This is a genomic window from Pseudoxanthomonas sp. Root630 (assembly GCF_001427585.1).
GTDB lineage: Bacteria > Pseudomonadota > Gammaproteobacteria > Xanthomonadales > Xanthomonadaceae > Pseudoxanthomonas_A.
This window is the reverse complement of sequence record NZ_LMGY01000019.1, coordinates 18,827-39,613: the sequence shown is the minus strand read 5'-3', so window position 1 is coordinate 39,613 and position 20,787 is coordinate 18,827. Positions and strand designations below refer to the sequence as shown.

The 20,787-nt window shown below is 67.2% G+C and carries 19 protein-coding genes; 6 read left to right on the top strand and 13 right to left on the bottom strand.

The window, feature by feature from the left end; genetic code table 11:
* Nucleotides 1-10 precede the first annotated feature (10 nt).
* The 6 genes from ispD to ASD72_RS17865 form a co-directional block, all read right to left on the bottom strand.
* Nucleotides 11-706, bottom strand: a complete 696-nt coding sequence (ispD, locus tag ASD72_RS17890) for a 2-C-methyl-D-erythritol 4-phosphate cytidylyltransferase (RefSeq protein ID WP_200948934.1) — start codon at nt 704-706, stop codon at nt 11-13.
* Entirely contained in the window at nt 703-1,047 is a 345-nt protein-coding gene (gene ftsB, locus ASD72_RS17885; protein WP_056881327.1) for a cell division protein FtsB, read from the bottom strand. The genes ispD and ftsB overlap by 4 nt, the downstream gene beginning before the upstream one ends.
* A 3-nt stretch (nt 1,048-1,050) precedes the next feature.
* On the bottom strand, nt 1,051-2,334 hold the full coding sequence (gene eno / locus ASD72_RS17880) for a phosphopyruvate hydratase (RefSeq protein WP_056881326.1): 1,284 nt from the start codon (nt 2,332-2,334) through the stop codon (nt 1,051-1,053).
* A 17-nt stretch (nt 2,335-2,351) separates the two neighbouring features.
* Nucleotides 2,352-3,185: a 3-deoxy-8-phosphooctulonate synthase gene (kdsA, locus tag ASD72_RS17875; RefSeq protein WP_056881325.1), complete on the bottom strand. Its 834-nt coding sequence runs from the start codon at nt 3,183-3,185 to the stop codon at nt 2,352-2,354.
* Between the two features lie 49 nt (nt 3,186-3,234).
* Nucleotides 3,235-4,896, bottom strand: a complete 1,662-nt coding sequence (locus ASD72_RS17870) for a CTP synthase (protein ID WP_056881324.1) — start codon at nt 4,894-4,896, stop codon at nt 3,235-3,237.
* A gap of 137 nt (nt 4,897-5,033) precedes the next feature.
* Complete coding sequence (locus ASD72_RS17865; RefSeq protein ID WP_056881323.1) at nt 5,034-5,285, bottom strand: hypothetical protein; 252 nt, start codon at nt 5,283-5,285, stop codon at nt 5,034-5,036.
* 259 nt (nt 5,286-5,544) lie between these two features.
* On the opposite strand from ASD72_RS17865, the gene parE reads away from it, so the two are divergent.
* Nucleotides 5,545-7,434, top strand: a complete 1,890-nt coding sequence (gene parE / locus ASD72_RS17860) for a DNA topoisomerase IV subunit B (RefSeq protein WP_056881322.1) — start codon at nt 5,545-5,547, stop codon at nt 7,432-7,434.
* Nucleotides 7,435-7,547: 113 nt separating this feature from the next.
* Nucleotides 7,548-8,690: a carboxylate-amine ligase gene (locus tag ASD72_RS17855; RefSeq protein ID WP_056881321.1), complete on the top strand. Its 1,143-nt coding sequence runs from the start codon at nt 7,548-7,550 to the stop codon at nt 8,688-8,690.
* A gap of 10 nt (nt 8,691-8,700) precedes the next feature.
* On the opposite strand, the gene ASD72_RS17850 is transcribed toward ASD72_RS17855, so the two are convergent.
* The 6 genes from ASD72_RS17850 to ASD72_RS17825 form a co-directional block, all read right to left on the bottom strand.
* On the bottom strand, nt 8,701-9,621 hold the full coding sequence (locus tag ASD72_RS17850) for a DMT family transporter (protein WP_056881474.1): 921 nt from the start codon (nt 9,619-9,621) through the stop codon (nt 8,701-8,703).
* A gap of 73 nt (nt 9,622-9,694) precedes the next feature.
* Nucleotides 9,695-10,471: an N-formylglutamate deformylase gene (hutG, locus tag ASD72_RS17845; RefSeq protein WP_056881320.1), complete on the bottom strand. Its 777-nt coding sequence runs from the start codon at nt 10,469-10,471 to the stop codon at nt 9,695-9,697.
* Nucleotides 10,472-10,506: 35 nt separating this feature from the next.
* A complete protein-coding gene (gene gorA / locus ASD72_RS17840; RefSeq protein WP_056881319.1) occupies nt 10,507-11,862 on the bottom strand; it encodes a glutathione-disulfide reductase in 1,356 nt (451 codons plus the stop codon).
* The gene (locus ASD72_RS17835; RefSeq protein ID WP_056881318.1) at nt 11,859-13,109 is read right to left on the bottom strand and encodes an FAD-dependent oxidoreductase; all 1,251 of its coding nucleotides are present in this window, start codon (nt 13,107-13,109) and stop codon (nt 11,859-11,861) included. Before ASD72_RS17835 ends, gorA begins: the two co-directional genes overlap by 4 nt.
* Before the next feature lie 19 nt (nt 13,110-13,128).
* Nucleotides 13,129-14,376: a DUF418 domain-containing protein gene (locus ASD72_RS17830; protein ID WP_056881317.1), complete on the bottom strand. Its 1,248-nt coding sequence runs from the start codon at nt 14,374-14,376 to the stop codon at nt 13,129-13,131.
* Between the two features lie 117 nt (nt 14,377-14,493).
* Complete coding sequence (locus ASD72_RS17825; protein WP_056881316.1) at nt 14,494-14,973, bottom strand: peptidylprolyl isomerase; 480 nt, start codon at nt 14,971-14,973, stop codon at nt 14,494-14,496.
* 83 nt (nt 14,974-15,056) lie between these two features.
* On the opposite strand from ASD72_RS17825, the gene ASD72_RS17820 reads away from it, so the two are divergent.
* From ASD72_RS17820 to ASD72_RS17810, 3 genes are all read left to right on the top strand, one after another.
* On the top strand, nt 15,057-15,611 hold the full coding sequence (locus tag ASD72_RS17820) for a C40 family peptidase (protein ID WP_081420448.1): 555 nt from the start codon (nt 15,057-15,059) through the stop codon (nt 15,609-15,611).
* A gap of 119 nt (nt 15,612-15,730) precedes the next feature.
* Nucleotides 15,731-16,513, top strand: coding sequence for a C40 family peptidase (locus ASD72_RS17815; protein WP_081420459.1), 783 nt, complete (start codon nt 15,731-15,733; stop codon nt 16,511-16,513).
* A 169-nt stretch (nt 16,514-16,682) separates the two neighbouring features.
* A complete protein-coding gene (locus ASD72_RS17810) occupies nt 16,683-17,549 on the top strand; it encodes a bile acid:sodium symporter family protein (protein WP_056881315.1) in 867 nt (288 codons plus the stop codon).
* 108 nt (nt 17,550-17,657) lie between these two features.
* Here the strand turns inward: ASD72_RS17810 and ASD72_RS17805 are convergent, their stop codons facing one another.
* Nucleotides 17,658-18,935, bottom strand: a complete 1,278-nt coding sequence (locus ASD72_RS17805; protein ID WP_056881314.1) for a dicarboxylate/amino acid:cation symporter — start codon at nt 18,933-18,935, stop codon at nt 17,658-17,660.
* A gap of 139 nt (nt 18,936-19,074) precedes the next feature.
* On the opposite strand from ASD72_RS17805, the gene ASD72_RS17800 reads away from it, so the two are divergent.
* Nucleotides 19,075-20,775 (top strand): alkaline phosphatase, encoded by a 1,701-nt coding sequence (locus tag ASD72_RS17800; RefSeq protein WP_056881313.1) that lies wholly within the window; start codon nt 19,075-19,077, stop codon nt 20,773-20,775.
* Nucleotides 20,776-20,787 lie beyond the last annotated feature (12 nt).

The window sequence follows — 20,787 nt, the reverse complement described above, 5'->3', positions numbered from 1 at the left end:
CCGTCGTGGATCAGACGCGGCGCGAGAGTTCGAACTCGAACCGCTCGAGGTCCGCGCGCGTGGTGATCTTGAAATTGCTTTCCGCGCCTTCCACCAGCAACGGACGCAGGCCCTGTCGCTCCATCGCCATGGCCTCGTCGGTCACTTCGATGCCATCGGTCGTCGCGGCTTCCAGTGCACGGGTCAGTTGCAGGCGGCGGAACAGCTGCGGGGTGAAGGCGCGCCACAGGCGCTCGCGCGGTTCCGTGCCATCGATACCGCCGTCATCGCCCGCCCGCTTGAGGGTGTCGCGCACGGGCGCGGCGAGGATCGCACCGACGGGATCGTTCCGACCGCGCTCCAGCAACTGCGCCAGATCTTCCCGGCCCAGGTTCGGGCGCGCCGCATCGTGCACCAGCACGAAGTCGTCGGCACGCACGCTGGCCGGCAAGGCGCGCAAACCTGCCAGCACAGACGCCGCACGCGTCGCGCCGCCGGTACACGCGATCAGCGGCCGCCCGTCGTATTCCGTCCAGCCCGGCCAATCCGGATCGTTCTCCGACAATGGCATCACCACGCCTTCGACCGCGTCATGGGCGAACAAGGCCTGCAGTGTCCAGGCGATCAGCGGGCGGTCGCGCACGGCCAGGTACTGCTTGGGCAGTTCGCTGCCGAAACGGGTACCACGACCGGCGGCCGGCACCACCGCCCAGACACCGGCCATCAGGGCGCAGCCTCTTCGTCCGTACCGGGCGCCGCGTCATCACCGTCGGCGGGCGCGGCAGGCACCGGCTCGACCACACGATAGAACTTCTCGCCCGGCTTGATCATGCCCAGTTCGCTGCGAGCGCGCTCCTCCACCGCGGATTCGCCGGACTTGAGGTCCTCGACTTCCGCGGCGAGCGCGTCGTTGCGCTCCTGCAGACCGGCGTTCTCGCGCTTCTGCACTTCGACCTGCTGCTCCAGCGCGACGACCTGGCCCGAACTGCCGACGCCGAACCAGAACTTGTACTGCAGCCAGCCCAGCAGCAGCACGAGCACCAGCAGGAGCCAGGGCGCCTTGCGCATGGATTACTTCTTCAGCGACACGAAGGCGTTGCGGCCGGCGTAGCGCGCCTTGCTGCCCAGCGCCTCTTCGATGCGCAGCAGCTGGTTGTACTTGGCCACGCGGTCGCTGCGGCACAGCGAGCCGGTCTTGATCTGGGTCGCCGTGGTGGCCACCGCGATGTCGGCGATGGTGGTGTCCTCGGTTTCGCCGGAGCGGTGCGACACGACCGCCGCGTAGTTGGCGTGGTGCGCCATCGAGATCGCTTCCAGCGTTTCGCTCAGCGTGCCGATCTGGTTGACCTTGATCAGGATCGCGTTGGCGGTGCCGGACTCGATGCCTTCCTTGAAGATCTTGGGATTGGTGACGAACAGGTCGTCGCCGACCAGCTGCACCTTCTTGCCGATCCGGTCGGTCAGCAGCTTCCAGCCCGCCCAGTCGTCTTCGGCCAGGCCGTCTTCGATGGTGATGATGGGGTACTGCGCGGCCCAGTCGGCGAGGAAATCGACGAACTGCTCGCTGGTCAGGCGCTTGTTCTCGCCCACCAGGTGGTACTTGCCGTTGTCGAAGAACTCGCTGGAGGCCACGTCCAGGCCCAGCAGCACGTCCTCGCCCGCGGTGTAGCCGGCCTTGCCGATCGCCTCGAGGATCGTGTCCAGCGCTTCCACGTTGCTGCGGAAGTCCGGGGCGAAGCCGCCTTCATCGCCTACTGCCGTGCTCAGGCCGTGGCCTTTCAGCACCGACTTCAGCGAGTGGAAGATCTCGGTGCCGGCACGCAGCGACTCGGCGAACGAATCGAAGCCGACCGGCAATACCATGAACTCCTGGAAGTCCACGTTGTTGTCGGCGTGTGCACCGCCATTGATGATGTTCATCATCGGCACCGGCAGGGTCACGTCGCCGGTGGCGAGGTACTGCCACAGCGGCTGCTGCTTCGAAGCGGCCACGGCATGCGCATTGGCCAGCGAGACGCCGAGCAGCGCATTGGCGCCCAGGCGGCCCTTGTTCTCGGTGCCGTCCAGGTCGATCAGGCGGCGGTCCAGGCCTTCCTGGTCGGCGGCATCGAAGCCCTTCAGCGCCGTGGCGATCGCCGTGTTGACGTTCTCCACCGCCTTGCGCACGCCTTTGCCCAGGTAGCGGGTCTTGTCGCCATCGCGCAGCTCCACGGCTTCCTTGGTACCGGTCGAGGCGCCGGACGGCACCATGGCGCGACCGAAGGAACCGTCTTCCAGCGTGACCTCGGCTTCGAGGGTGGGATTACCGCGGGAATCGAGGATTTCGCGGGCGTGGATCTTGGCGATCTGGGTCATCGTGTCGTGTGCTCAGCTCAGAGAGTGGATTCGAGGAAACCGTTCTTCTTGGTGATGCCGTCCAGCGCCAGCAGCGTTTCCAGCAGCGCTTCCATCTTGTCCAGCGGCCAGGCATTCGGGCCGTCGGACAATGCCTTGGCCGGATCCGGATGCGTCTCGGCGAACAGTCCGGCGACGCCGACGGCGACGGCCGCACGCGCCAGCACCGGCACGAATTCGCGCTGACCGCCCGAGCTGCTGCCCTGCCCGCCCGGCAACTGCACCGAATGCGTCGCATCGAACACCACCGGGCAGCCGGTATCGCGCATGACGCTCAACGAACGCATGTCGCTGACCAGGTTGTTGTAACCGAAGGACGCACCGCGCTCGCAGACCATGATGTCCTGGTTGCCGGTGGACTTGGCCTTGTCGACCACGGGCTTCATGTCCCACGGCGACAGGAACTGGCCTTTCTTGATGTTGACCGGCTTGCCGGCCGAGCAGACCTTCCTGATGAAGTCCGTCTGGCGCACAAGGAAGGCCGGCGTCTGCAGCACGTCGACGACGGCCGCGACTTCGTCCATCGGCGTGTACTCATGCACATCGGTGAGCACCGGCACGCCGACCTGCTTCTTCACCGCGTCCAGCACCTTCAGGCCCTCTTCCATGCCCGGGCCGCGGAAGCTGGTACCCGAGGTACGGTTGGCCTTGTCGAAGCTGGACTTGAAGATGAAGTTCATCCCCAGCTTGCCGGTGATCTCCTTCAGGCGGCCGGCGACGTCGATCTGCAACTGCATCGATTCGATCACGCACGGGCCGGCGATCAGGAACAGGGGTTGGTCCAGGCCAACGTCAAATCCACAGAGCTTCATTCACCACTCCTTCGTTGCAGGCGCCGCGGACGGCGCCGGTGCAGGACAGTTACGCGCGCGCTTCCTTCAACAGCTTCCCGCCCGCCTTCTTCTCGCGGGCGGCACGGATGAAGCCGACGAACAGCGGATGGCCGTCGCGCGGCGTGGACAGGAACTCCGGATGCGCCTGGCAGGCCAGGAACCACGGGTGCACGGCGCGCGGGAGCTCGACCATTTCCACCAGGAGATCGTCCATCGACTTGGCGGCGATCACCAGGCCGGCGTCCTCCAACTGGGTGCGGTACCGGTTGTTGAACTCGTAGCGATGGCGGTGACGCTCGGCCACCACGTCCTTGCCGTACAGGTCGCGCGCCAGCGTGCCGGGCTTGAGGCGCTGCTCCTGCAGGCCCAGGCGCATCGTGCCGCCCAGGTCGGAGCGTTCGTCGCGCTTCTCGACATCACCCGCAGCGGTACGCCATTCGGTGATCAGGCCGATCACCGGGTGCGGCGACTGCTTGTCGTTCTCGGTGCTGTTGGCGTCGTCCAGCCCGGCCACATGGCGGGCATAGTCGACGACCGCCGCCTGCATGCCGTAGCAGATGCCGAAGTAGGGCAGCTTCTGTTCGCGCGCGAAGCGCGATGTCAGCACCTTGCCTTCGAAACCGCGGTCGCCGAAACCACCCGGCACCAGGATGCCGTCCACGCCCTGCAACAGGGCCATGTCGGTACCTTCCAGTTCCTGCGCTTCGATCCACTTCAGATTGACGCGCGTGCGCTGGCGCAGACCGCCGTGCTTGAGCGCCTCGCCCACCGACTTGTACGCATCCTGGTGGTCGACGTACTTGCCGACGACCGCGATGGTCACCTCGTCCAGCGGATTGAGCGTCGCATCGACCGCGGCCTCCCACTCGGACAGGTCGGCGGACTTGGCGTTCTCGATGCGGAACTGGCGCAGGACGATCTCGTCCAGCCCCTGGCCATGCAGGCCCATCGGGATGCGATAGAGCACGTCCACGTCCGGCACGCTGATGACGGCGCGCTCGGGCACGTTGGTGAACAGCGAGATCTTGCGGCGCTCGGAGTCCGGGATCGGCTGCTCGGAACGGCACAGCAACACGTCGGGCTGGATACCGATCGAGCGCAGTTCCTTCACCGAGTGCTGGGTGGGCTTCGTCTTCAATTCGCCCGCGGCCGCCACGTAAGGCACCAGCGTCAGGTGCATGAAGAGGGCCTTTTCGGGGCCGCGCTCGGTGCGGATCTGGCGGATCGCTTCCAGGAAGGGCAACGATTCGATGTCGCCGACCGTGCCGCCGATCTCCACCAGCGCCACGTCGAAACCTTCGGTGGCCTCGTCGATGCAGCGGCGGATCTCGTCGGTGATGTGCGGGATCACCTGCACCGTGGCGCCCAGGTAGTCGCCGCGGCGCTCCTTGCGGATCACGTTCTCGTAGATCCGGCCGGTGGTGACCGAATTCTTGCGGCTCAGGCGGGTGCGCACGAAGCGCTCGTAGTGGCCCAGGTCCAGATCGGTCTCGGCGCCGTCGTCGGTGACGTACACCTCGCCGTGCTGGAACGGGCTCATGGTGCCCGGGTCGACGTTGATGTAGGGGTCCAGCTTCATCATCGTGACCTTCAGGCCACGTGCTTCAAGGATGGACGCAAGCGAAGCGGCGGCGATGCCCTTGCCTAGCGAGGACACAACGCCGCCGGTAACGAAAATCAGGGGAGTCATGGGCGGGGCTCCGGAAAGCCATAGTCTACAGGCAACGCGTGTCGCCCGAAAGCGCGACGCCCCGCCGGAGCGGGGCGTCCTGGATCGTCAGATGGACGCGAAACCCTTGCCACGCAAAGGTTTCGAAGCAGAACGGATCAGGGCTTGCGCTCTTCCTCTTCCTCGCCGGCCTTCTTCTGCTGGCCCTCGGCGGCCTTGCGCTTGGCGGCGGCCTCGTTGGCCGCGCGGCGACGCGCCTTGGCTTCCGGATCGGAAGGATCACTGGTCTGGGACTGGTCCTGCTTCGGCTTGTCGGCGTCGGCACCCGCCTTGGACTGGGCGAACGCGTGGACCGCGAACAGCGCGCCGGCGACGGCGGCGGAGAGCAGCAACAGGTTGCGCGATTTCATGGCGGAAACTCCTCGTGGATGAGCGGAATCTGGGGGTGCCGGATGGCAAACCCAAGGGCGTCCCTGTCCACGCGGCAAGCCTACTGCCCGTATGCCGGCCCCCGACTGAACACGGTAGGGCGTCCGCTGGCCCGGATTGCGGACAGGCATGTCCGCATCCTGTCGGCACCGCCGCGTCTGCCGGCCAACTGCCACTACAATTCCCCTTCCAGCGGCGCGCAGGATGCCGTGCCGCCGCAACCGAGAACCCGCAGAACCCATGAGCAGCCGCTACAACGCCGCCGACATCGAAGTCCTCTCCGGCCTGGACCCCGTCAAGCGCCGGCCCGGCATGTATACCGACACCGCGCGCCCCAACCACCTCGCGCAGGAAGTCATCGACAACGCGGTGGACGAAGCGCTGGCAGGCCACGCCGGCAGCATCGAGGTCACCCTCTTCAAGGACGGCAGCTGCGAAGTCAGCGACGATGGCCGCGGCATGCCGGTGGACATCCACCCGGAGGAGAAGATCCCCGGCGTCGAACTGATCCTCACCCGCCTGCATGCCGGCGGCAAGTTCAACAACAAGAACTACACGTTCTCCGGCGGCCTGCATGGCGTAGGCGTGAGCGTGGTGAATGCGTTGTCCACGCTGGTGGAAGTGCACATCAAGCGCGACGGCAGCGAACACCGCATCACCTTCCGCAACGGCGACCGCGCCACGCCGCTGGAAGTCGTGGGCAGCGTCGGCAAGAAGAACACCGGCACCCGCGTGCGGTTCTGGGCCGATCCGAAATACTTCGATACGCCGAAGTTCAACGTGAGGGCGCTGCGTCACCTGCTGCGCGCCAAGGCCGTATTGTGCCCCGGCCTGAACGTCACCCTGTTCGACGAGGCCACCGGCGAGCGCGATACCTGGCATTACGAAGATGGCCTGCGCGATTACCTGAAGGGCGAGATGGCCGGGCGCGAACTGCTGCCGCCGGACATCTTCGTCGGCCAGCTGAAGAAGGACAGCGAGATCGTGGACTGGGCCGTGGCCTGGGTACCGGAAGGCGAGCTGGTGCAGGAGAGTTACGTCAACCTGATCCCGACCGCGCAGCACGGCACCCACGTGAACGGCCTGCGCAGCGGCCTGACCGATGCGCTGCGCGAGTTCTGCGACTTCCGCAACCTGCTGCCGCGCGGCGTGAAGCTCGCGCCGGAAGACGTGTGGGACCGCGTGACCTTCGTGCTGTCGCTGAAGATGACCGATCCGCAGTTCAGCGGGCAGACCAAGGAGCGTCTGTCTTCGCGCCAGGCGGCGGGCTTCATCGAAGGCGCCGCGCACGACGCCTTCAGCCTGTGGTTGAACCAGCACGTGGACCTGGGCGAGAAGATCGCCCAGATCGCCATCGAGCGCGCCAGCGCCCGCCTGAAGACCGAGAAGCAGGTCGTCCGCAAGAAGGTCACCCAGGGCCCTGCCCTGCCCGGCAAGCTGGCCGACTGCATCAGCCAGGATCTGTCGCGCACCGAACTGTTCCTGGTGGAAGGCGATTCGGCGGGCGGCTCGGCCAAGCAGGCGCGCGACAAGGATTTCCAGGCGATCCTGCCGCTGCGTGGCAAGATCCTGAATACCTGGGAGGTCGCGTCCGGCAGCGTACTCGCGTCGCAGGAAGTGCACGACCTGGCCGTGGCGATCGGCTGCGACCCGGGCAAGGACGACATCAGCGGCCTGCGTTACGGCAAGGTGGTGATCCTGGCCGACGCGGACTCCGACGGCCTGCACATCGCCACGCTGCTGAGTGCGCTGTTCCTGCGCCACTTCCCCGCCCTGGTCGCGGCCGGGCACGTGTTCGTCGCGATGCCGCCGCTGTTCCGCGTCGACGTGGGCAAGCAGGTGTTCTACGCGCTCGACGAGGAAGAGAAGCGCCTGCTGCTCGAGAAAATCGAGCGCGAGAAGATCCGTGGCGCAGTGAACGTCACCCGCTTCAAGGGCCTGGGCGAGATGAATCCTTCCCAGTTGCGTGAGTCCACCATCCATCCGGACACGCGCCGGCTGGTGCAGCTGACCGTGGACGACGACCTGCAGACGCGCGGCCTGATGGACATGCTGTTGGCCAAGAAGCGTTCGGGCGATCGCAAGACGTGGCTCGAGACCAAGGGCGATCTGGCTTCGCTGGAAGCCTGATTCCGGCCCTTCGTCGCACGGGGCCGTTGCGACGGCCTCGCTATCCTCCAGCAGGTACTGTCGCGCGGTGCGGTTGAACATCGCGTTCACCCTGCCGGTGCGATAACCCGTGCATGGCATCGACATCCGGGCCCGTCCTTCACGCCTATACGTTCGGTCTCGAGGAAGAGTATTTCCTCGTGCGCCGCAACGGGCGCCGGCTGCGGCACATGCCGCGTCGGTTCTTCGCCGAATGCCGCGAAACACTGGGTGAGCGTTTCGGCAGCGAGATGCTGCAGACCCAGGTCGAAGTCCAGACCGGCGTGCATGATGGCCCAAGCGCCGCCGAAGCCGACCTGCGCACATTGCGCCGCACTGTCAGCGACATCGCGCACCGGCACGGACTCGGCATCCTGTCGGCCGGCACCCATCCGTCGGCGCAATGGCGTGGGCAACGCAGTACGGACAAGCCCCACTATGACAAGGTAATGGGCGAACTGCAGATGCTCGGCCAGCGCAACCTGCTGTGCGGCCTGCACGTGCACGTACAGCCGGCCGACCCGACACAACGCGTCGCACTGATGGCGCGCGTCCAGCCGTTCCTGCCGCTGCTGCTCGCGCTCAGCACGTCGTCGCCCTTCTGGATGGGCCATGCCACGGGCCTGATGGGTTACCGGCAGACCGCCTACCAGGAGATCCCCCGCACCGGATTGCCGCCGCTGTTCCGTGACCAGGCCGAGTACGATCACTACGTCCAGCGCATGACCGACGGCCGCGCGATCCAGGATGCGAGCTTCCTCTGGTGGGCACTGCGCCCGTCGCTCGCCTTCCCCACCCTCGAACTGCGTGTCACCGACGCCTGCACCGACGTCTGCGATGCGTTGGCCATCGCGCAGGTCTACCGCTGCCTGGTGCGGCACCTCGAACGCAGGCCCGAGCTTTACCGCGGCCTGCATGCTGGCGACCAGGCCATCGTCGCGGAGAACCTGTGGCGCGCACAGCGTCACGGATTCGATGCCGGCCTGATCGATCTGGGCAGCCACCGCCTGGTGTCGGTGCGCGAGATGCTGGAGAACACCCTGGATGCGCTGGGCGAAGACATCCGCGCGCTGGACTGCGCACGACAGGTGGAACGTGTGTGGCAGATCCTCGAGGAAGGCACCGGCGCGCACGGGCAACTGCGGCGTTACCAGGAACGCAGGGACGCTGGCGACAGCCACGCCGACGCGCTGTCGCATGTCGTGCGTTGGTTGACCGAAGCGACCGCGGCGGCCTAGCGGCACGTATTCAGCGTGGGACGGTCTTCTGCTGCGACACCACGAACACGCCCGCCATCACCAGCACCGTGCCGGCGACCTGCCACGGCCCCATCGGTTCGCCCAACAGGAACAGACTGAGGATGATGGTCGAGACCGGCCCGATCATTCCCACCTGCGCGGCCAGCGCCGAACCGATCCGCGCGACCGCCATCATCACCGCCAGCACCGGCAATACGGTGCACAGCGTGCCGTTCACCAGCGACAGCGCATACACCTGCCACGGCAGCGCCAGCGCTTCCATCGGCCGCAGCAAGACGAATTGCAGCAGGCACAGCACGCTGGCCACGCTGCTGGCGTAGGCCGTCAGGCGCACCGCACCCACCCGCGCGACCAGTTCACCGCTGCCCACCAGGTAGAGCGCATACGCCAGCGCGCTGCCGAATACGAGCAAACTTCCCAGCGCGATGTTGGCGCCTCCCACCTGCAAGTCGTGGCCGAAGGCGAGCGCCACGCCCACGTAGCTCACCAGCAGCGCCACCGCCTGGCGGCGCGAGATGCGTCGGCCGAACGCCAGCCAGCCGACCAACGCCACCAGGGTCGGGGTGAGGTAGAGGATCAGCCGTTCCAGCGTAGCGGTGATGTACGCCAGGCCCGCGAAATCCAGGAAGCTGGCGAGGTAATAGCCAAGGAACCCGAGCAACAGGATCCGCCCGCGGTCTGCGGCACTCAGGGGCGCGCTGCGCCGCGCGGCCCACGCGCCCATCGCGAGGAAGAACGGGAATGCCACCAGCATACGCAGCGCCAACAGGGTGATCGCATCGGTGCCGTAGCGGTAACCGAGCTTGACGATGATGGCCTTGCCGGAAAACGCGATGGCACCCATCGCCGCCAATGCAAGACCGGAACGACTGACGACATGCAGGGCGGGATGCGCGGATGGCGCATCCATCGCCTCGGCAGGCGCGACGTCCAACGGCTGCGCCAGTTCGTCCTCTGCGCCGGCTCGGCTCATCGGCGCGCGATCATGCCAGCGTGCTTTCCAGCAACCGTCGGATCAGCACCTGCGTGCGGCTGGCGCGTTCGGGCAGATAGGCGAAGCTGTCCTCATCCATGTAGTTCAGCTGCGCCAGTTCCAGTTGCACCGCCTGCACGCCATTCGCGGGATCGGCGTAGTGCCGGGTGATATGGCCGCCGCGGAACCGGCCGTTGACGACGAAGCTGTAGTCCGACTGCGCCGCGAGGATCGCTTCCAGCGCCTGTTGCAGCGCAGGCGAACAACTCGCCCCGGCCGCCGTGCCGAGGTTGAAATCCGGCAGTCGCCCTTCGAACAGGAAGGGCACTTCGCTGCGGATCGAATGGCCTTCCCACAACACGACACGGCCGTGCGTTTCGCGGATGCGCGCGAGCTCCTGCCGCAGCGCCTGGTGGTAGGGCCGCCAGTAGATGTCCACACGTGCAGCGATGTCGTCCGGCGTGGGGGCCTGGTCCGGCAAGTACACCGGATCGCCGCTGAAGCGCACGATGGGGCACAGGCCGGTGGTGTTCTGCCCGGGATACAGCGAGACGTCGTCTTCGGGCCGGTTGAGATCGACGACGTAGCGCGAGTACGCGGGCACGATGATCGATGCGCCCAACGAGCGCGCAAAGCCGTACAACTCGGCGACATGCCAGTCGGTGTCCGGCACGCGTCGCGCTTCCGGCGTCAGGCGCGCGGCGATGTCGTCGGGCACGCGCGTCCCGTTGTGCGGCAGGCTGATGAACAGCGGCGCGGTGCCTTGGTGCAGCGTGTAGGTGTCCATGGCGCCATTGTATCGCCGCACCCTGCCCCGCGGACTCAGCGCATCAGCACCACTTCCTCGGCGCTGGTGGGATGGATGGCCATCGTGTCATGCAGGTCCGCGAGGGTGATGCCCTTCTTCAGCGCCACCGCGAACCCCTGCAGCATTTCGTCGGCCCCTTCGCCCAGCAGGTGGATGCCGACCACCCGCTCTTCCTCACCCACGCACACCAGCTTGAACAGGCCGCGCTGCGGCGAATCGGCCAGGGCATGCAGCATGGGCCTGAAGCGCGCGGTATACGCCTTCACGCGGTCGCCATGCTCGGCACGGGCTTCGTCTTCGGTCTGCCCCACCTTGCCCGCCGGCGGGTGCGAGAAGACGACGGTCGCGATGTCGCGATAATCCAGGCGGGCATCGGACTGCCCGCCGAACACCCGATCCATCAGGCGCCGTGCGGCGGCGATGGCCACCGGCGTCAGTGCCGCCTGGCCGGTCACGTCGCCCACCGCATGGATGCCGGGCACGTTCGTGTCCTGCCACGCATCCACCTGCACGAACCCCCGCGCATCGGTCTTCACGCCCGCGACATCCAGCCCCATCCCGCCGGTGTTCGGCGTGCGACCGGTGGCGAAGATCAGACGATCGAAGCGCTCGCTGCGCGTGCCGTCTTCCGCCAGCACGATCACGCCGCCGTCGCGTGCCTCCTCAAGCGCCGCCACCGCATGGCCGAAGTGCAGGCGCACGCCGTGCTGGCGCATGTCGTCCGCCAGCTCCGCGGTGATCTGCGCGTCGAATCCATCGAGCAGCTTCTGCCCGCGCACGAACAGCTCCACCTGGCTGCCCAGCGCCTGCAGCACGCCGGCCAGCTCGACCGCCACGTAACCGCCGCCGACGATCGCGACGCGCGCCGGCGCCGCGCACAGGTTGAAGAAATCGTCCGACACCTGTCCCAACGCCGCACCCGGGATGTCCGGCCGCGAGGGCCGACCGCCGGTCGCGATCAGCAGGTGCTCCGCACGCAACGGCACGCCATCGGCGTTCACCACGGTATGCGCGTCGAGCAATCGGCCGTGGCAGGGCATCAGCACCACTCCGCTTCCGTCCAGCCGTTTGCGGTAGCTGGCGTGGATGCCGGCGATATAGCGCTGGCGATGGACGATGAACTCCTTCCAGTCGAGCACGGGCGGCGACACGTCGAATCCCAACGATGAGGCCAGCGCGATCTTCTGGGACAGTTCGGCCGCCAGCCACATCGCCTTCTTCGGCACGCAGCCGACGTTGACGCAGGTGCCCCCGAGCTCCTTCGGTTCGAGCAGGGCCACCCGTGCGCCGTGCGACGCCGCGCGGAACGCACCAGCGAGTCCACCGGAGCCGCCGCCGATCACGACAAGATCGAATGCCTGTGGCGTCATGCGAATCGCTCCGGTCGGTACGGGGTGGGATCGAAGGCCGGCGTACGGCCGGTGATCATGTCGGCCATCAACTGGCCGGTGGCGGTGCTCATGCTGATGCCCAGCATGCCGTGGCCCGCGGCGATCCAGACATGGCGTTGGCCCGGCGCGTGTCCCAGCAACGGCAGGTCGTCCCAGGTCATCGGCCGCCAGCCGCACCAGTGCTCATGCACGTCCGGGCCGACGGGCTCGCGGAGGAACTCGCGCGCACCGCGCTCCAGCGCGGCGAGGCGGGTCGGATTGAGGCTGTCGTCATGACCGGAGAACTCCATCGTACTCCCCAGCCGGAAGCCGCTTTCCCAGACCGTCACGCACACCGAACGGTCCTTCAGCACCATCGGATGGCGGGGCACCTGCGCAGGCCGCGAGTAAGTGATCGAGTAGCCCTTGCCGGGCTGGATGGGCGCGCGGATACCGAGCCGGCGTGCGAACGCGGGCGTCCAGGCGCCCAGCGCGATCACCGCATCGCGCCCTTCCCGCGGCCCCTGGTCCGTGGCCAATCGAACACCTTCGCCCGCCTGTTCGAGGCGCTCCACGCGACAGTACTCGTCGATGACGCCGCCATGGGCACGCACCACGCGCGCGAGTTCGGCTACGTAGCGATCCGGCCGCAACCGCGCATCGCCCGGAAACCGGATGGCGCCGGCCACGCCAGGCAACATCGCGGGCTCGTCGCGCTCGTAGTCGCTGCCGCCGAACACCTGCGTGGCGATGCCGAATTCGGCCAGCACGACGCTTTCGTCCACGTATTGCTGGAACTTGCGCGGATCGCGGAAGACGTAGTCCAGCCCTTCTTCTTCGAATTCGCACTGCAGGCCGTAGCGGCCGACCCAGTCGGCCAGCCGCACACGCGCGTCGTTGAGCAGCGCAGCGCGGGCCTGCGTGCTCTGTCGCCAATCGCGCGGGTTGCAGCGCGCGGCGAAGCGCAGCAGCCAGTGCCAGAGGGCCGGATCGACGCGTGGTTTCAGATAGAGCGGCGCATCGGGGGTGAACATCCAGCGCAGTGCCTGCGCCACCACGCCAGGCGCCGCGAGCGGCGGCGCGTGGCTCGGCGTGATCGTGCCGCAGTTGCCGTGCGATGCACCGCCGCCAGCGCGGCCAGCGTCGATGACGCGCACGCCTCGGCCGGCTTCCAGCAACGCCAGGGCGGTCGCCAGGCCGATGGCACCGCCACCGATGATGAGAACGTCGTCGCGGGGGGGATTCACCCCGACATTCTAGTCGCAATCACACGGTGCGAAGGCGCAGCGGCTGCCACTTCGCGTAGGTCAGCGAGCGCCAAGCCCATTCCATCGGGCCGAAACGGAAGCGCGACAGCCAGGCATGACTGAGTACCACCTGCACGCCGAAGAACACCAGTGCGAACAGCGGATGCCAGGCACGCGGCAGTTGCTCGAAATACCCCAGCCCGTAGCCGTAGAAGATCCACGTGCACACCAGCGACTGCATCAGGTAGTTGGTCAGCGCCATCCGGCCCGCCGGCGCCAGCACCGACAGGACCCGCCCGCCCACCGGCGTCTGCAAGGCCTTCAGGATCCACGCCAGGTAACCCAGGCACATCAACAGGTTGGCGGCCATCTGCAGCGCGAAAGCGGTCGCTGTCCTCAGGTTGTACGTCGCGGCATCCATCACCGGCGACAGGGCGAGCGATCCCAGCATCACCAACAAACCCAACGGCAGTGCTACCCAGCGGAGTGCAGCATAGAAGCGCGGGAACTCGAGCGGACGCGCAATGGCGCCGCTACGCACGAACCACGCTCCCAGCAGGAACAGGCCGAAGGCGATGAACCCGAACATGGTGATGTTGCTCAGTGCCATGCCTGTGCTCTTGAAGCGCTGCCATGTCGCATCGGCATAGCTGCCGCTGGCGTAGGCGGCCCGCTCGCTCTCGACCAGGGCCTGCATCTGCGCACCGATCTCGCCCATCGCCTTGTCCCAGCCCTCGGTGCCGCCGAGCAGCGAACCCATCGCGCCCATCAGGTACATGAAGCCGATCGGTATGACGTAGGCACCCAACCCGAACCACACGTACCAGCGGTACGGCAATGGCCGGAACGCCAGCAGCAGGAACGAGCACAAGGCATACATCATCAGGATGTCGCCCGCCCAGATGAAGATCGCGTGCAACAGGCCGATCGCCAGCAGCGCCAGCCCGCGCCGCCAGTACACGCCCGCGAAGGGACGGCCGGCCTGTTCCGCCCGCTGCGACATCACCGCGAACCCCATGCCGAACAGCAGCGAGAACAAGGTGTAGAACTTGCCCTGTACAAGCACGTAGATCAGCAGGTCGGCGATGCGGTCGGCGCCGCTCAGCGCCGGATCCACGCCGCTCGCCGAAGCCATCACCGGCCCCACGAAGCCCTCCAGGTTCATCAGCAGGATGCCCAGCAGCGCGAACCCGCGCAGCACGTCCATCGCGCCGATGCGCTCCGACACCCCGACAGGTGCCAGGTTCTGCGTGATCGTCGCCGTCATTCCATTCCCCCGTATCGAGGCACGATTAGAGCACGTCGCGCGCTTCGGCTCGCGCGCCAAAAGAAACGGCCCGCTTTCGCGGGCCGTTCGATCGTTGCGCAGGGCGCAAGACGCGACTCAGTGGTGGTGGCCGCCGTCGCCGTGCACGTGGCCGTGCTCGAGCTCTTCGGCGCTGGCTTCGCGCACTTCCACGATCTCCACGTCGAAATGCAGGTCCTTGCCGGCCATCGGGTGGTTGAGGTCCACATCGACCACGCTCATGCCGATCTTCTCGATGGTGACGGCGCGCGGACCGAAGTTGGTCTGCAGCACGACCTGCTGGCCGGGGATCAGACGCTGGTTGCCGAAGTGCTTCTTGGGCACGCGCTGGGTCAGGCCGTCGCGACGCTCGCCATAGGCATCGGCCGCGGCGACGTCGACGCCGAAGCTCTCGCCGGCTTCACGGTCCTGCATCGCGTTCTCGAGGCCCGGGATGATGTTGCCGTGGCCGATCAGGATCGCCAGCGGCTCGCGGTCCGTCGAGGTTTCGATCGGCTCCTGGCCGGCTTCGGACACGGTGTAGTGGAAACGGACGACGCTGTCTTTTGCGATTTTCATGCGGGACTCTGGGCGGGGCCTGCCGGCCGGCAGGACGGGAGCGGCTTGTCGGCCGCGAGGGAATGCGGCGAAGATGCGCCGCGATGAAGGCCCGACATTATCCCGGCTTGCCCCAGCCCGCGCCACTTCGGCGCTGGGTCGCGCTGTCCGTCTGCGTCGTCGTGCTGGGCCTGGCCGGCTGTGGCGGCTCCAAGCCCCAGGTCCGGAAGTCCCCGCCGCCCGCGCAACGTGCGTGGCCGGTGGTGGAGGCCGACGATCCGGCCGCCGCGACGGCGGTGCTGATGCGGGCCATCGGCCTGGTGGGCACCCCTTACCGGTACGGCGGCAACACCCCGGAGTCCGGCTTCGACTGCAGCGGCCTGGTCACCTACGTATTCCGGGACATGCTGGATGTCCGCCTGCCGCGCACCTCGCGCGAGCTGGCCAGCGTGCAGGGCCCGAAGATCGAGCCGCGCCGCCTGGCGCCGGCCGACCTTGTCTTCTTCGGCAGCTGGGGGACGGTCACCCACGTGGGCATCTATGTAGGCGAAGGCAGGTTCGTCCACGCCCCGAGCACCGGGGGCACGGTCCGGCTGGACCACCTGGACGGCCCCTACTGGCGGGACCACTACACGGGCGCGAAACGCGTCCTTCGTTAGGAATCGGTCAAGTCTGTGACAGCGGACGTTCACGCTTAACGAATAAATAACGATTTCTGAACCAAATCGGGCCGATCAGCCGGCATTATCGTGACCATCCTGTGAATCCCTTCCCGCGCGTGACGACCGACGACCTGCCGCCAGGCCTGCCAGCCGCCACCCACCGCATCCCGCGGGGGGTCACCCGAATCCTCTTCAGCCTGTCGCTCTGCGTCGCCGCCTCCACGGCCTTCGCCCAGAATGCACCTGCGCCGGCCGATGCCGCCGCGCCGGCCGCTGCCAGCGCCGACGTGGTCGAAGCGCCCGCTGCAGCCCCGGCCAAGTCGGTCACCGCCAGCGTCAAGGAAAAGGCCGCCGAGGCCGCGACCGCTACGCTCTCTGCCCTGCTCCCGCGTCTGGCAGCCAGCGACACGCTGCCGCTGGTCGATCGTTCGGCGATGGTCGCCGGCGACATCAGCAAGCTGCTGGCTGCCTACGACCTCAGCAAGGAAGGCGTGGTCGCCCAGGAACAACAGGGCGGCAAGGTCCAGGTCGTGCTCCAGCGCGCGCTCGCCCTGATGGGCACGCCCTACCGTTGGGGCGGCACCTCGCCCGACAGCGGCTTCGACTGCAGCGGCCTGGTCGGTTACGTGTTCCGCACCGCGCTCGGCATCGAACTGCCGCGCGTCTCCCGCGACATGGCCAGCAAGGCCGATGCCGAACTGATCGGCGCGCGCGAAGAGCTCCGCCAGGGCGACCTGGTGTTCTTCGGCCTGAAGGGCCGCGTGAACCATGTCGGCATCTACGTCGGCGAAGGCCGCTTCCTGCACTCGCCCAGCCGCGGCAAGGACGTGCGCGTGGACACCCTGCTGACCGGCTACTGGGCCAACCGTTACCTCAGCGGCCGCCGCGTCGCGATGTAACGCGCAGGGCAGATCCGCGACACGAAGAAGGCCGCCATATGCGGCCTTCTTCATTTGATTCGACGGTGCAGCGCAACTTGCACCGCATGGCGCATTGCCGCCATCCTCCGGCAGGCGTGCCCATAACGCGCGCCATCTGTCCACTCGCGCCGAAGGGGAGTCGTACGCGATGCAGGCTTCATTGCTGACCAACCTGCTGCTGCCGTTGGCGCTGGGCATCATCATGCTCGGGCTGGGGCTGGGACTGACGCTGGACGATTTCCGTCGCGTCGCACGCTACCCGCGCGCGGTGCTGATCGGGCTCGCGCTGCAAACGCTGGTGCTGCCGTGGGCAGCGTTCGGGCTGGCGTTGGGCTTCGGGCTGCCGGCCGAACTCGCCGTCGGACTCATGCTGCTCGCGGCGTCGCCGGGTGGTGCAACCGCCAACATCTACAGCCATCTCGCGCGCGGCGATGTGGCACTGAACATCACCCTGACCGCGATCAACAGCCTGCTCTGCCTGCTGACCTTGCCGGTGATCCTCAACCTGTCGCTGGAGTACTTCTTCGGCGCCGGCCAGTACGTGCCGCCGCCGACGAAGAAGGTGATCGAAGTCGCCGTCATCATCCTGCTGCCGGTTGCCATCGGCATGCTGCTGCGTGCGAAGGCGCCGGGCTTCGCCGCTCGTGCGGAAAAGCCGATCCGCCTGGCATCGGTGCTCGTGCTCGCCTTGCTGGTGGTCGCCGCAGTCGTCCAGGCATGGGAAACGCTGGCGACCTACTTCGCCGTCGTCGGCCTGGCCGGCCTGCTGTTCAACATGGCGAGCATGGGTGCCGGCTATGCAGCGCCCCTGGCGCTACGGCTGCCGAAGAAGCAGGCCATCGCCATCGCGATGGAGATCGGCATTCACAACGGCACGCTGGCGATCTTCATCGCGCTCAATGTGCTGGAGAGGCCCACCATTTCCGTTCCGGCCGCGGTCTACAGCCTGCTGATGTTCGTCACGGCAGGCGTGTTCGCCTGGTGGGTATCGCGCGACAAGGCGACACCGGCGTGATGGGGTGAAAGCGTTTTTCTCGTGGGAGCGACGTCAGTCGCGATCGGAGCGAACCGGGGCGCGCATCGCGACTGACGTCGCTCCCACAACCGCAAGGGCGCACGCGACTCAACCTGCGCGAGGCTCGCCCTCGTCCAGGCCGACGTTGGTCGACGCCGACTCGTAGATCTCCCGGTCCAGCAACCCGGTCTCCTTCGCCACCAGCACGGGCACCAGCATCTGCCCGGTCACGTTGGTCATCGTGCGCATCATGTCGAGGATGCGGTCGATCGCCACGAGCAAGCCGATACCTTCCAGCGGCAGGTTCGCCGCACTCAACACCAGCGTGACCATCACCGTCGCCGTACCCGGCACACCGGCTGTGCCGAAGCTGCCCAGCACCGAGGCCAGCAGGATGACGAAGTACTGGTTCACCGACAGGTCCAGACCGAAGTACTGCGCCACGAAGATCGAGGTCAGCGCCGGATAGATCGCGCCGCAGCCGTCCATCTTGATGCTGGCACCGAGCGGCACGGCGAACGCGGCGTAATCCTTGTCCACGCCCAGGTTGTGGGTGACGCTGCGCAGCGCGACCGGCATCGAGGCGAAGCTCGACGAACTGACGAACGCCACCTGCATGCCCGGCGCCGCGCCACGGAAGAACTTCCATGGGTTCAAGCCGTGCGCGAGCAGCAGGCTGCCGTACACCACCACGATGTGGAGCGCGCACGCGACGTACAACGCACCGATGTAGCTGCCCAGCGGCAGCAGCTTCTCGAAGCCATACGTGCCCACCAGCGAACCGATCAGGCCGAACGTGCCCAGCGGCGTCATCTCCAGCACGAAACGGGTGACCTGCACCATCGTGTCGCTGGCCTCGCCCGCGAGCTTGCGCAGGCCCGCGCTGCGTTCGCCGAGCTTCACGAGCGCAAAGCCGAGCAGGCCGGCGAAGAAGATCACCTGCAGGATCTTGCCCTCGGTCAGGGCCTTGAACGGATTGGCCGGCACGATGTCGAGCAATACCTGCACCGGCGTGGGCACTTCGCGCACCTGGTAGTCGGGCGCCATCATCAGCCCGGTCAGCCCCTTGCCCGGCTGCACCACCCAGCCCACCGCCAGGCCTACGCAGACGGCCAGCGCCGCCGTCGCGGCGAACCAAAGGAACGTGCGCCCGCCCAATGCCGCCACGGACTTCTGTCCGTGCAGGCTGGACACCGCATTGATCACCGCGAAGAACACCAGCGGCACCGCGATCATCTTGATCAGCGTGACGTACAGATCGCCCAGCGGCTTCAGCCAGATACCCGCCGCCGGCCCCATCAGCCAGCCCGCCAGCGCGCCCAGCACGAAGCCGGCGACGACGCGCTGCCAGAACGGGATCCTCAACCAGGCGGAGACCAGCTTCATCCAGACGACTCGCATAAATGGACGGAACACCTTATCCCAAGGCCCCGCCGGGGGCGACCTTGCGGGCGGAATGCCGGGTGTCATGAACAGGACACTGCCCGGACGGCATAATGATGCGTCCGTCTTTCTCCGGTTCGCCATGCTCCCGCGTTCTTTCGTATCGCCGCTCGCCGGCGCGATCCTGCTCAGCGTCCTGGCCGGCTGTGCCAGCACCTCGCCTTCCGTGCCCTCCTCCATCCAGGTCGATGTCGCCCCGGTGGCGCATCCCCAGGGCGAGACGCCGCAGTGGTGGTATCGCAGTGGTGCTGCGAAGGCGGCCGGCAATGGGGCCATGCAGGGACGCGCGAAGAACGTCATCGTCTTCCTCGGCGACGGCATGAGCCTGACCACGGTAGCCGCCGCGCGCATCTTCGAAGGCCAGCGCAAGGGCACGCCGGGCGAGGAGAACCTGCTGAGCTGGGAGCGCTTCCCGCATACCGCCTTCAGCAAGACCTACAACACCGATTCGCAGACGCCCGACTCCGCCGGCACGATGACCGCGGTCGCTACCGGCGTGAAGTCGCACATGGGCGCCATCGGCGTTTCCGCGGGTCGCAAGAACGATTGCGCCGACAGCCGCGGCAAGCACCTGCTCAGTTGGCTGACGCTGGGCGACAGCGCGGGCCTGGCGACGGGCATCGTCACGACGGCGCGCCTGACCCATGCGACACCCGCGGCCACGTACGCGCATGTCCCGCACCGCGACTGGGAAAACGACACCGACCTGCCCGAAGAAGCCGTCGCCGCAGGCTGCACGGACATCGCGCAGCAACTGCTCGCCTCGGCGCGCTTCGGCCATGGTCCGACGGTCGCGTTGGCCGGTGGCCGCGGCGAGTTCCTGCCGGTCGACGTACGCGACCCGGAAGAGGACGACAAGGTCGGCCAGCGTCTGGATGGCCGCAACCTGGTGGCCGAGTGGCAGCAGGCGCATCCCCAGGGAGCGTACGTGTGGAATACGCAGCAGCTGAAGGCCGCGGCCGACGCGCCGCAGCTGCTGGGCCTGTTCGAATACGACCACATGCAGTTCGAACATGACCGCCGCAAGGACGACCAGGGCGAGCCATCGCTCGCCGACCTGACCCGCGCTGCGATCCACACGCTCTCGCGCAACCCGGAAGGCTTCGTGTTGCTGGTGGAAGGGGCGCGCATCGACCACGCCAACCACTACGGAAACGCGTATCGCGCGCTCGACGAGACCGTCGCGATGTCCGATGCCGTGCAGGCCGCCCTCGAAGCGACCTCGCGCGACGACACGCTGATCCTCGTCACGGCCGATCATTCGCACACGCTGAACTTCGTCGGCTATCCCGTGCGCGGCAATCCGATCCTCGGCAAGGTGCGCGGCCAGGGTGGCGAAGACGACACGCCCGGCGACCTCGCGCGCGACCAGACCGGCATGACCTTCACCACGCTGAGCTACGCCAATGGCCCCGGCTATACCGGTGCCAGCAACCGCCAGCCTGCGGGTCCGAAGAAATTCCTGCACGCGCCCAGCAGCGTCGAGCCCGCCGAAGGCCGCCCGGACCTGAGCCATGTCGACACCGAGCATCCCGATTACCTGCAGGAAGCGTTGGTGCCGCTGAAGTCCGAATCGCACGGCGGTGAAGACGTGGGCATCTGGGCCATCGGCCCCGGCAGCGATGCCTTCCGCGGCACGCTGGAGCAGAACACGATCTACCACGTCATCGTGCAGGCCACGCCGAAGCTGCGCGCACGCCTGTGCGCCGCCGGCACCTGCGACGCGAACGGCGTGCCGGTGGAACTGCCGAAGACCGGGGATTTCGAGAAGCAACCGCGCTGAAAAGAAGCGCGG